A 12,489-nucleotide genomic window follows, 5' to 3' on the forward strand; every position below is an offset into this window, starting at 1 on the left:
AGCAGAAATAAATCGTCGGCGGAATGGAGTTCCGTCGACAACTTACTACAACAACCTTTAAAGGACTGGAGGTGATAGAATGAAACAATATGCAGCATTTGATATTGGCGGATCCCAGATTAAACACGCAGCAGTCAAAGAAGATTCCACCATAATAGCCCCTAATAAAGTAAAAACCCCCGAAAGTCTTAATGAACTAATAACGATTATATCTGAAATTTCTACAGCAAATAACGAATATGAAGGAATTGCTATCAGCGCACCTGGTGCTGTTTCGGATGAAGGAATAATATATGGATCAAGCGCGATCCCCTACCTGCACGGCCCTAGTATAAGTCAGCTGATTTCTGAAAAAACCGGCATGTCTGTTTATTTAGAAAATGATGCAAATTGTGCTGGTTATGCAGAGGTTTGGAATGGAGCTGCCAAAGAAAAACAGGATGTACTCATAGTTGTTATTGGGACAGGAATCGGCGGTGCTGTTTTTAAAAATGGTGAGGTGCACAAAGGAGCTAACCTTCACGGGGGAGAATTTGGTTACATGCTCCTGGACAGTAATCATCCCAATAACAATGGAATTTGGAGTAGAATGGCTTCGACAAATGCTTTAGTAAAAAAGACCGCTCAAGAAAAAGGCATGCACAAAGACGAGCTTACCGGCGAAAAAATTTTTGAATGGGCGGATGCCGGTGATGAAGTTTGCATCGAAACGATAGAAGAATTTTATCATTTATTAGCAGTAGGAATTTATAACCTGCAATACATATACGATCCGGAAATCGTATTAATAGGAGGCGGAATCAGCGCTAGAAAAAATTTAATAGAGAACATTCAAAACAAATTAAACCTTATTATGGAATCGATCAACTTAGCAAAAATTACGCCTCAAATTGCAAGCTGCCAATTTCGGCAAAATGCGAATTTATTAGGAGCAGTCTATGGATTTATAAAGAATCAAGAGAATGAGTAGAAAGGAAATAGGTGAGCGTATGATTGGTCAGGTTGGGAGTGTATACGCATCTCTGAAATTGCATATTCCATAGAAAAAAATCCATGCATGTGTATAAAAAGACAGAACCTCCAAAGCTGCGGTACGATGGATGCACCGACAAACACGAACAGGAAAACCTGAGGGACTGACACCCATATAGATAAACAGGCAGTAACCAATCCGAATCCGGACAAAAGGGTTCGGTTTTTTGTGTTGTATTCGAGGATTTTCTTTTTTTAATGTAAGATTGTAACAAATAAGAAACTCGAGCCGGCTAACGGGAAACAGGAGAAGTATTTTACGTATAAGGGGGATTCGATGAAAGACCCGGGATGGACACGGACCTTGGTGTTTATTGGATGCGCCGGGCTGTTTATTTTTGTAGTGGAGTTTTTCGGAAGTCCGATCAGACAGGTTGTGTTTGTTCAAGTGGACATGGAAGAACGGTTTGATACACTTCTTCAGAACAGCGATTTCTCCGAAGAAGATATCTCCGAGTACGAGGGAGACGATAACCGTATACAGGTTAATATAAGTGATGAAATATATATGAGACAGAGGACGGAGGGGGCGCTATTGGACAGAGAGCACACCACGCTGTACACAAGTCTTTCGGGACCGGCAGATAAAAAATGGCTGGAGGAATATACTGCACTGCTGAAGTTTTCCATGGAGTCGCCGAAAGAGACCGGATTTGCGTTTGAAGACATTATGAGAGATATTATCGAACAAGAACCTTCTGCAGGTGAATTTTATTTTATCGATGGTATTCAAATAGCGGTTCAGCATATGGAAAGCTCAAGCGCCGAGGGAGACATTATTGATGTAACGGTGCACCATCATATGAAAGATGACAATTATTATTTTGGCAGTGTCAGCGCGTTAGAAGAGGCAGGTATAGAGAAACGGCTGCAGCCTCATCCGAGATTTCTGGAGATTACGGGAAACAACGGCACGGTTCCGAGAAAAGTGGATCGGCTCATCCATGACGGTAATGACAGGATGAATGGGTATATTGAATACGGAGATAATGAAGAATTATCCTATTATAATAATCTGAACCAGACGCTGGAGAGTTTTATTCCGTATACCAAACAAGCTCTGAAAGCCGCGGAAGATGAAGCGGTAAAAAAGGATCTGAAAGAAGTGCTCGAGCTTATGCAGGGGCTTGAGAACGGTGCGGCAGATATGGAAAACTACGCGGAGAACGAATCCATACGGAGACTGGCGGAAATATTCCGTGACCTCAACTTTTATGTTAGAGGAGATATTACCTCTGAACGATCAGACACCACCCACTTTGCAGAAAAGGTAAAGGAAAACCTGAATAACTAAGGCCGTTAGTTATATCATTAAGAAACAATTCCTAGTCACTTAATCTTACTTGGATTGATTTCTCCATATATGGATTACATCTTCAAAATTAATTTCAACCCATTTTTCCTTCCATTTGTTATGCACATCTACATTTTGAGATTGTGGCTCAGGATTAGGTTTATCTAATTTCACAATGGAAGGTAGAGGTGTTGCATCTCCAACAATTAAACATTCTCCTGCAGTTAAAGTTGGCAATGTATCAGTTATCGAACTTGAATTATCAGACAAAAGACTTTTTACATAGTTTTGATCTTGAACATTAGTTAATCTCATAGAAACAAAATTATTACATTGAGAAAAAATTGTATCTGAAACTTCAGAAGGGCGTTGACTGACCACCATTAAACTGAGTCCATATTTACGACCCTCTTTGGCTATGCGTTCTATCGATTTTTTAGACGTTTTGTACTCTGCCCTCTCTGAACGTGGAATATAGTTATGCGCTTCTTCACAAACAATCATAAAGGGAACATCATTTGTTTGTGAAGAATTATGTTTTAATTTTGAATAATGAAAAGAAAAATCAAATATTAATCGGGAAATTAAACTTGTAGTTATACTTAATACTTCAAAAGGAACCCCACTTAAATCAATAATTGATATGTTAGAATAAGTTAAGTAACCTATGAATTGTTTTAATATTGTTTCAAACTCTTCCGTTGTGTGATTGTTTTGTTTAAGTTGCAGAAAATCTAATCTGTTATCATTGATTTTTGTTTCTAATCTTGATAAAAATCTATCGAACTCCCCATTAAAAGGGCCATTACTGGTATTATCATCTTTTTTAGAACTAGGTTCAGCGAATTTTTTAATTTCGATGAAGTACTCATTTTTATCATCAATATGGTTACCATCAAACAATTTAGGCTTAAATGGTTCGTTGTGATTTCGAGCGTAGACTTCATTGTTAATGTTGGTCAAATAATTAAACACTTCTGTGATATTAAAATAAACAGGTGTGTCATATGTTATTTTAATTCCTAAATGTGAATTATATTTTTCTTTATTAAGGATTACAGCTTTCTTAAATTGAGAAACTTGATTATGAGAGTTTTGTTCATTGCTTTCTATAAAAAGCGTTTCTAGTTCTTCAGAATTCATAAGCCAATATGGTAATTTTAATTTTTGAACGTCTAGGTGATTTAAATTAAAATTTTCTTCCTCACTTATATTAAAAGCCGAATGATACTCTGAGTGAATATCAAATATTATTATGTGAGAATTTTTTTGTTCTGATTTAAATATGTTTTTGCTATCCTTTATACCTACAACGTCTTGAAGTATTTTGGCTACAGTGTTTGATTTACCTGACCCAGTTGAACCAACAATGGCAATATGTTTGCCAAAAAACTTATTGCCATCTAAATGCAGCTTAATATTTTTATTTTGAATTAGTGTACCTAATTCAAAAGTTTGTTTATCGCTTTTAAAAATACTATTATATTCTTTTTCCTCAACTAAATAAGCTTTTTCGGTAGGAGAGGGGAGTGAAACACTCCCTTGCTTAAAGCCCAATGATACTTCTTCACTCTGCATTAAGGTTCCAATAGGTTGAGTGTTTATAATGTAGTGATTATTTAATTCATTTTCCATATTTATCACTTTTATACTATGTATAACTGCCAGTACAAAATCATGGTTACCTTCTTGAATTTTCAGATATCTTCCTATTTGTAATTCATTCTTATGTTTTTCAAAATCTTTATCATCTTCAATCTTAATACTAATATTATTATAAGAACTCTCCGTAACTTCTCCAATTTGCTGTTGCATGTTAAATCTCCTTTACTAAATTAAGTAAGTATCTAAGTTCGATGAATTTATTTATTTCTAAAGGTTCAACGTTAATATCTTTGAAATCTATGGATGTACACTGCTCTTTATCGTTTTTATCTATGATAAATAAGTCGTCACATTTACTGAAATTGATTGACTCGATGGTATTTGAATTTAACACTCCTAACCTTAAATCAAATTCTCTCCAGCTTTCTTTGATAATTTTTTTAGGTTCTTTAAGAAATTGGCTTGAATAAAAGTTATTATTTATCAAACCAGTTACAATTTTAATGTCCCTTGTGTGAAGTCTTTCTTCTAGTTCTTCGATATACTTTTCTTCGCATTTAAGTAAAAATATAGGTGTTTCTTTGTGGAGTTTAATTTTGTAATGATAATTATCAAGATATTCTTTTATAAAGCTTACAATATTGTTATCAAAATCGTCTAAACAAGTCGGCTCTATAATAAAATATCTTTTTCTGCTATTAGTATTTAAATTAGTTTTTATCTGCATTTTTCTTAACTTTAGTAACTGTTTTTGAGTCATTAATTCTTTTGTCCATCTAGTAATAGCAGTCTTCTTTGTTTTGTGAAGAAAATCGAGAAATTGAGACTTATTGGTTTTTCTATTTTCAGGATTGTGAATTGTACTTAATTCAGAGACTCTTTGTATAGCATTTGGATAAAATAATTCTTCTACATCTTTTTCTGAAAAGCCCTCATCATTTAATTTTTGTTTTATTTTTTTTGATAAATTTTGATAAGATTCACCAACAATAAGAGTAAATCTATTCTCAATAAAGTCATTAATATCAAATTGTTCTTCAAGATCTGATTCACGATAGTATTTTTTAACTTTCTCCTTTTCATCTTCTGTCAATTTATTTTTAGTCAATAATTTTTTGATTTCGTAATTATTAGGTGGTTTTATCACAGATATGTATTTTTTAATAAGCTCCATATTTTGTGTGCTCAATATACTTTTAATATCATCGTAACCAATGGGAAATTTTCCATGTTCAAGATTTGAGAAATACGAATACAAAATGTAATTATTAGATGGATGATTATTTTGTATAAAATGGCAAATCATTTGTAGTAAAGGTTTAGAGATGATAGATAAAGTAAAATTTTGAGCTTCGTGATATTTGCATTGTATAGCTGTTACATAATCAACATTAGTAATATCTACATCCTCGATTACCCCTTCAATAGTTACTTCTTCTTGTTCAATACTGTCCAATATATTAAGTAAGGTAACATTAAATTGATATAAAAATCCCTTGATAGTATAATCGGCTTCTCTATTCATGTTTCCCCCTACATTACAAAAAAATATGTGGTGAATTTAATATAGTTTTTTTTCAACATCTTTTATAAAAATATTAGGTTTTACTTTCAGACTATAAGATAAACTAAAGATTGTTGTTATCGTTGGTTTTCTTTTGCCTCTTTCTAATAATCCAATGTAAGTACGGTCCAGTCCACAAAGCAATGCTAGTTGTTCTTGTGAGTAGCCTGACCGGTTTCTATACTCTCTTAAAATCATTCCAAACGCTATTTCTATTTCCAAATTCACACCCCTCCTAGAAAGTATTTTCCATTTTGTGAAGAGTTTCAGTCTACAGACTATAGTCATCAAAAGAGATTTTTGGTATTCTATAACAAAGCCTTATTTGGAGGGGTTTGTTTTGAATACTGACTTTGAAACAGAGATAGGTAAAAATAAGGTCGCTATATATGTAAGAAAGTCAAGAGGCGATGGAGAGGAAGTATTAGAAAAGCACAAAAGTGAGCTGGTTAATCTTTGTAAAGAAAAAGGTTGGGAATACGATGTCTACTCTGAGATAGGAAGTGCGGATTCGCTAACATCCAGACCTGAAATGTTAAAACTGTTGGAAGCAGTTAAACAAAATCATTATCAAGCTGTTGTGGTTTATGATTATGACAGGTTGGGTCGTGGGGATTTAGGAGATCAAGATAAATTGCACAAAACTTTCAAGTTCTCCAATACAAAAGTTGTCACCGTAAATCCATATAACATTTATGATTTATCCATTGAACAAGACGAACAGTATACTGATTTTCATAGCTTTGTGGCAAGACAAGAATACAAAATGATCAAGAAACGTTTACAGCAGGGAAAGTATGTAGGAGCTAAAATGGGAAATTGGACAAACGGCACACCGCCTTTCCCTTACTTTTACGATAAAAATACCAAGAATTTAATTGTTGATAATGAGAATTATTATATATATCGAGAGATGATCAATATGTTTTTTAAGGGATATCCACTAACTTCTATTGCAAAACATCTTACCAATAAGGGAATATTAACACCTAAAGGCAAAAATGAATGGGAGTCCACTACAATAAAAAGATTACTTAAAGATGAAGTTCACCTTGGGAAGATAATTTATAATAAGACAAAGCATCATCAACATAATGCATTAAACAGTAAAACGATTGTTGAAAAGAACAAGAAAGAAGAGTGGATTGTCGCAGAGGGATCACATACGCCAGTTAAATCTGAAAATGAACATAACGCAATATTACGAAAAATGAAAGAGAGAAAACCTAGACCACGAGGGACATATCTTTTTTCTGGGTTAATTAAGTGCGGCGTATGTAATCGAGCTATGACATTTTCCCAAAGTAACGACAAAATAAAGTTAAAGGCATGTTACAACACCATTGATAGCAAGAGATGTGTTAATCGGGGTGGGAAAATAAGTATTTTAACTCAAGAAGTTATGATGCAGATGAATAAATATATTAACCATCTTGAATCAATGTTGTTGGAAAGGAATTTGAATAAAGAAATTGAAGAAATAAACATGAATATCAGTGAAATGAAAAAGCGGAAAACAACTGAAAAAAATCAGTTAAGCAGGATACAAGAAGCTTATGAGATAGGAGCTTATGAGGTTGAGGAATACCTTAAAAGGCAAAATACAAAAGTCATAAGAATAAATGAACTCAACGAAGAGATTAAAGCCTATCATCATAAGAAAGCCAATTTAGCAAAGTGGTCTTTTAGGGAAGAAATACGAAAAATCAAAAACACAGCGGAATTACTTCAACGTAATGAGCTAACCTCAAAGCAACAGAATGAGTTTTTGAAAACAATAATTGACCATATATCTTGGAAAAGGGAAACAGATGATATCCTTGAAATCCAAATAAGGTTCAATTCACCTGTACAAGAAGGACTTTATTGATCTTTGAACTTGATATTAATTTATGAAGATATGGTAAGGTTATTTTAAACTAAGAGAGAGGCTGCAAGTCTCTCTTTTTTATTTTAAACAAATGACCAATATACTATATTAGTGATAGAATTAAATGGAAGTATTTTAAAACTTTAATATTATACTCGAATTATGTAAAACAATTATTGTAACAATATTAATAAAAGAGCGGCTATTAAGAATTCATTGAATCAAGTTTTAAATAGATTCTTTGTTACATAAGGTGGTGCCTTTATGCCTAATAGAAAACAGTTAAGTCCAAATGATAGTGCAATACTACTATCAGAAGTTGATAATATGTGTCCTTTATGTTCACAAGTTCTCATGTATGAGAAAAATGGAAGGAACTTCAAACTGTTTGAAGGAGCTCATATATACCCTCTTAATCCTACAAAAGAAGAGGTAGATTTATTAAAAAATGAAGAAAAAATACATGAGGATGTAAATAACTTAAGAAATTTAATTGCTTTATGTAGTGATTGTCATAAGAAATTCGATAATCCTAGAACTGTTGAAGAATATCGATACTTTCTGAGCATAAAAAAAAATATTTTATCTAAAAAGGAAGCTAGATCAAGATATCATGATTACCAAATTGAGTTAGAAATCAAGGAAGTTATAACAACGCTTGTAGAAGATTTTGATGAGAATGCAATAAAACAGTTAGAAATGGAAGCAGTACAGTTAGATGAAAAATCAAATGAGACTTTGACAAGAATATCTAAGATGAGAATTAGAATGGAGATAACTGATTATTATTATTATATAAAAAAATTATTTTCACAACTGGATAGTCAATATCCAAAATCTTTCAATGCAATCGCCTCACAAGTTAGTTCATTTTATAATAATTTAAACAAAACTGAAACTTCTCAAGAAGTAATTTATGAACAACTCACTGAATGGCTTTCTAAAAAGACTGGAAACAGCTCGTTAGGTGCTTGTGGAATTATAATATCTTTCTTTATTCAAAATTGTGAGGTGTTTTCATGATAGTGCCTAACAAAGTAATCAGGTTCAACGATTCGATAATTGGAAAAATGATTATTATACTTGAACTTTTATCAAAACAAGATATGACTGTAAAGGAATTATTCTTCGTTACACAAGGCCACTTTGATGAGATTGATGAGTTTATTTATGCAATCGAAGTTCTTTATTTACTTGATGCTATTATTGTAGATCTTGCAAAAGGAGAAGTTGGATATGTTGACAAAGATTAAAAGCGAGGTATTTGCAGAAGACACTATATATTTTCATGAGGGGTTAAATGTAGTGTTAGGTGACAATGTAGGTTCAAATTCTATTGGAAAGTCCACATTATTAATGATTGTGGATTTTATCTTTGGTGGTAAATCATACATTTCGCATAACAAGGATATGATAGAAAAATTAGGTCACCATGATTTTTTGTATACTTTTGAATTTGGAAATACTGAATATTTTTTCATTCGAGGCACTAAAAAGTCCGATGTCATTTATGAAATTAATAGTGACTATGATGAATTAAATCAATTAAAAGTAGTTGATTTTACAAAAAAATTAAAAGAATTATATAGATTAGATTTCCCCTTTAGGTCTACTATAAGCACGTTTTCAAGAGTATGGGGAAAAACTAACCTTAATATTAAGAAACCACTACATAATCACCCCAGTCAAAAGAATAAGGAGACAGTAACGAATTTATTAAAATTATTTAATAGATATGAAAGAATTGCTGAGCGAGATAAGGAATTAAAAGACTTAGACAGTCAAAAAGAAGTATTAAATAAAGCAGGGAAATATAAATTCATCCCTAAGATTACAAAAAAAGATTATAATAAAAATTTAAAAGAAATAGAGAGCCTTAGTAAAGAAGTTGAAAAGATTGGGCAAAAGGCTTATAGCCCCGCCATTAATATTAACGATATTATCTCTGATGAATTAATAAAGGTGAGAGAAGATAAAAATAAATTGTTAGAGGATCGAGAATACTTTAAGTCTAGACTCAATAGGACTAATAGAACATCAAGGAAATCTAATGTAGCTAATTTTGAAGAACTCTTTGATTTTTTTCCAAATGTCAACATAGAAAAATTGAGTAATATAGAATCTTTTCACGATAGAATTAGCTCAATACTTACTGATGAGTTAGATAAAGCAAGGAAAGAATTACAAGAAAACATCAAAGATATAGATGGAAAAATTGACGAGTTAAATCAAAAACAAGAACAGCTTTTAAATCCTGATGAGGAAATTAACGTTTTTGTTGATAAATTAATTGAATACAATACGAAAATACAGAATTTACAAATTGAAAATGAATATTATTCGAAGTTATCTGTTTTGAAATCAGAAATTAAAAATAAAGAAAAAAAACTGGATGAAATCAAGGAAGATATAGTTGCAGAAATTAATACAAAAGTCAATCAAAAAATCAAACAAATAAATGACATAATCCATAAAAATAAGAGAAGTTCTCCTGAATTAGAATTAAAATTTGCTACGTATGACTATAAAATCTATGATAATACTGGTACTGGAAAAGCTTATACAAATTTATTAATATTTGATTTAGCAATTTTTAATCTAACTACACTACCTTTCATAATACATGATTCCTTTTTGTTTAAGAATATTGAAAAAGAGGCAGTTGACCAAATAATTAAATATTATAATTCGATGTCTAAACAAGTTTTTATAGCAATAGATGTCATTAGCATGTACAACAAAGAAACACAAAAACTTCTTCAAGATAATAAAGTTATCCAATTGTCTAAAGATAAATTATTGACTAATCATGATTGGAGGTAGAATATTTAAACAAATGCTAATTGTTCAACTGAGGTAAACAGATAATGAGCTTGAAGAAATCAAAATAAAGTTCATTGCACCCGTATGAATTCAAGAACTTGTTACAATAATATTTAGAACTTTGTTGTTCCATTACTTGTGAAATAGTATTTTAAAGACAAGGTAATGGAACTTTTTCTTTTGAAAAAATGAGCGTTTTGAATTAATTTATTCAAAAACCTTGGAGGTATTTATGGATTCAGATAATAACAAGAAGCCTAACCGCCTCATAAACGAGAAATCCCCTTATTTATTGCAACATGCATATAATCCAGTTGACTGGTTTCCATGGGGAGAGGAAGCGTTTGAAAAAGCAAGGGTAGAGGGTAAGCCTGTGATGGTTAGTATAGGCTTTTCGGTTTGTCATTGGTGTCATGTCATGGAACGGGAAAGTTTTGAGGACGAAGAAGTGGCCAAATTAATGAACGACCGGTTTGTTGCCATTAAAGTCGACCGGGAAGAGCGGCCGGATGTGGATTCCATCTATATGATTGCCTGCCAGGCGATGACCGGACACGGAGGCTGGCCGTTAAATGTATTTGTCACACCGGACCAGAAACCGTTTTACGCGGGAACCTATTTTCCGAAAGAGAGCATGCGCGGGATGCCGGGAATGGTGGACGTCATCACGCAGCTGTACGACCGGTATCAGGACGACCCGGAGAAAATCAGGGAAGTGAGCGAACAGATGGCGGATGTCGTACAGCCGCAGACTGCCGATCCAGAGAACGGATTGTCCGAAGAAGTGCTGGAAAAAGGGTTCAACGAGCTCCGCCAGTCGTTTCATATCACGTACGGCGGTTTCGGCGGCGCGCCGAAGTTTCCGACCCCGCACGTGCTGATGTATCTCTTCCGGTATTACCGCTGGTCCGGGAATGAGACGGCGCTGCAGATGGCGCTGAAATCGCTCGACGGCATGGCGGCCGGCGGCATGTATGACCATATCGGCGGCGGGTTTGCCCGTTATTCGGTGGATGAGAAATGGCTCGTGCCCCATTTTGAGAAAATGCTGTATGACAACGCGCTGCTGGCCATTGCTTATACCGAAGGATGGCAGGTGACCGGAGAGCCCCGGTTCCGGAAGACAGCGGAAGAAGTGCTGGAATATGTGCTTCGCGGCATGCAGGATGAGAAAGGCGGTTTCTATTCCGGGGAGGATGCGGATTCCGAAGGCGTGGAAGGAAAATTTTACTTGTGGACGCCGGAGGAAATCAAAGACGTGCTGGGAGAAGAAAACGGTTCTCTTTTCTGTGAAGTGTACGACATCACGGAGGAAGGGAATTTTGAAGGGTCGAACATTCCGAACCTGATCCGGCAGGCTCCGGAAGAATTTGCGGTCCGTCATGAACTCGATCCCAAGCAGGTCCGGCAGCGGCTGGAACAATCGAAAGCGCTGTTGTTTGAAGCTCGTGAACACCGTGTCCCGCCGCATATAGATGATAAAATGCTGACCTCCTGGAATGCGCTCATGACCGCGGCACTTGCACGGGCCGGCCGAGTGTTTGATAACACGTCTTACCTGGAAGCGGCGGAACGCGCGTTTACATTCATTGAATCCTATCTGGTTCAGGAAGGCCGGGTGATGGTCCGGTACCGCGAAGGTGACGTGAAGCATAAAGGGTTTATTGATGATTATGCCAATATTCTCTGGGCGCTTCTGGAGCTTTATGAAAGCACGTTAAACCCGGATTATCTGAGCAAAGCCAGGCACTATGCCGATCAAATGATTGCATTGTTCCGGGATGAGACAAACGGAGGCTTTTATTTCTACGGGGTGGATGCCGAAGAACTGCTTGCGCGGCCGAAGGAATCGTTTGACGGCGCGATGCCGTCCGGAAACAGTGTGGCAGCCCGTGAATTGCTGCGCCTTGCCCGTTTTACCGGCGACATGCGGTATGAACAGAAAGCGAGGGCATCCCAGGACGCATTTGCCCGCGAATTAACGCAGTTTCCAAACGGTCACATGCACTTTCTGCAGAGTTATCTGCTATTGTGCAGTGATATGAAAGAGGTTGTCGTGCTGACCGGGGAGGACGAAGAAGCCGAAGCTGTGACAAATGAACTGAAGCGGCAGTTTTATCCGGAAGTGACGTATTTGATTCACAACGATGCCGACGTTCTGGCAGCAGCTGCTCCATTTGCGGGATCTTACCATAAGATAGAAGGACAGACGACAGTGTATGTGTGCCGGAATTTTGCGTGCCGCCGGCCGGTAACCGATGCGGCGGCTGCGCTGAAGATGCTGGATGAATCCTAAAGGAA

General features: G+C 35.3%; 10 protein-coding genes. 7 read left to right on the top strand and 3 right to left on the bottom strand.

The genetic code is table 11. The features are described 5' to 3' along the window. The first annotated feature begins 79 nt into the window (after nucleotides 1-79). Nucleotides 80-970: an ROK family protein gene (locus ACW9JV_RS02435; RefSeq protein ID WP_457330997.1), complete on the top strand. Its 891-nt coding sequence runs from the start codon at nucleotides 80-82 to the stop codon at nucleotides 968-970. 339 nt (nucleotides 971-1,309) lie between these two features. After that, complete coding sequence (locus ACW9JV_RS02440) at nucleotides 1,310-2,326, top strand: hypothetical protein (RefSeq protein ID WP_457330999.1); 1,017 nt, start codon at nucleotides 1,310-1,312, stop codon at nucleotides 2,324-2,326. A 45-nt stretch (nucleotides 2,327-2,371) separates the two neighbouring features. On the opposite strand, the gene ACW9JV_RS02445 is transcribed toward ACW9JV_RS02440, so the two are convergent. Genes ACW9JV_RS02445 through ACW9JV_RS02455 form a run of 3 tightly spaced genes read right to left on the bottom strand, consistent with a single transcriptional unit; the run spans nucleotide 2,372 to nucleotide 5,717 of the window. Next, nucleotides 2,372-4,141, bottom strand: coding sequence for an ATP-binding protein (locus ACW9JV_RS02445; protein ID WP_457331001.1), 1,770 nt, complete (start codon nucleotides 4,139-4,141; stop codon nucleotides 2,372-2,374). Between the two features lies 1 nt (nucleotide 4,142). Beyond that, entirely contained in the window at nucleotides 4,143-5,456 is a 1,314-nt protein-coding gene (locus tag ACW9JV_RS02450) for a hypothetical protein (RefSeq protein WP_457331003.1), read from the bottom strand. Nucleotides 5,457-5,492: 36 nt separating this feature from the next. Beyond that, a complete protein-coding gene (locus ACW9JV_RS02455; protein ID WP_457331004.1) occupies nucleotides 5,493-5,717 on the bottom strand; it encodes a helix-turn-helix domain-containing protein in 225 nt (74 codons plus the stop codon). Between the two features lie 118 nt (nucleotides 5,718-5,835). Between ACW9JV_RS02455 and ACW9JV_RS02460 the strand changes: the two genes are divergently transcribed. From ACW9JV_RS02460 to ACW9JV_RS02480, 5 genes are all read left to right on the top strand, one after another. After that, nucleotides 5,836-7,365: a recombinase family protein gene (locus tag ACW9JV_RS02460; protein WP_457331006.1), complete on the top strand. Its 1,530-nt coding sequence runs from the start codon at nucleotides 5,836-5,838 to the stop codon at nucleotides 7,363-7,365. 264 nt (nucleotides 7,366-7,629) lie between these two features. Further along, nucleotides 7,630-8,388 (top strand): ABC-three component system protein, encoded by a 759-nt coding sequence (locus tag ACW9JV_RS02465; protein ID WP_457331008.1) that lies wholly within the window; start codon nucleotides 7,630-7,632, stop codon nucleotides 8,386-8,388. Further along, nucleotides 8,385-8,618: an ABC-three component system middle component 7 gene (locus ACW9JV_RS02470; protein ID WP_457331010.1), complete on the top strand. Its 234-nt coding sequence runs from the start codon at nucleotides 8,385-8,387 to the stop codon at nucleotides 8,616-8,618. The genes ACW9JV_RS02465 and ACW9JV_RS02470 overlap by 4 nt, the downstream gene beginning before the upstream one ends. Next, on the top strand, nucleotides 8,602-10,188 hold the full coding sequence (locus ACW9JV_RS02475; RefSeq protein ID WP_457331012.1) for a DUF2326 domain-containing protein: 1,587 nt from the start codon (nucleotides 8,602-8,604) through the stop codon (nucleotides 10,186-10,188). Before ACW9JV_RS02470 ends, ACW9JV_RS02475 begins: the two co-directional genes overlap by 17 nt. Before the next feature lie 232 nt (nucleotides 10,189-10,420). Beyond that, nucleotides 10,421-12,484, top strand: a complete 2,064-nt coding sequence (locus ACW9JV_RS02480; protein WP_457331014.1) for a thioredoxin domain-containing protein — start codon at nucleotides 10,421-10,423, stop codon at nucleotides 12,482-12,484. Nucleotides 12,485-12,489: the final 5 nt, after the last annotated feature.

It is taken from the genome of Salibacterium sp. K-3, assembly GCF_054052005.1.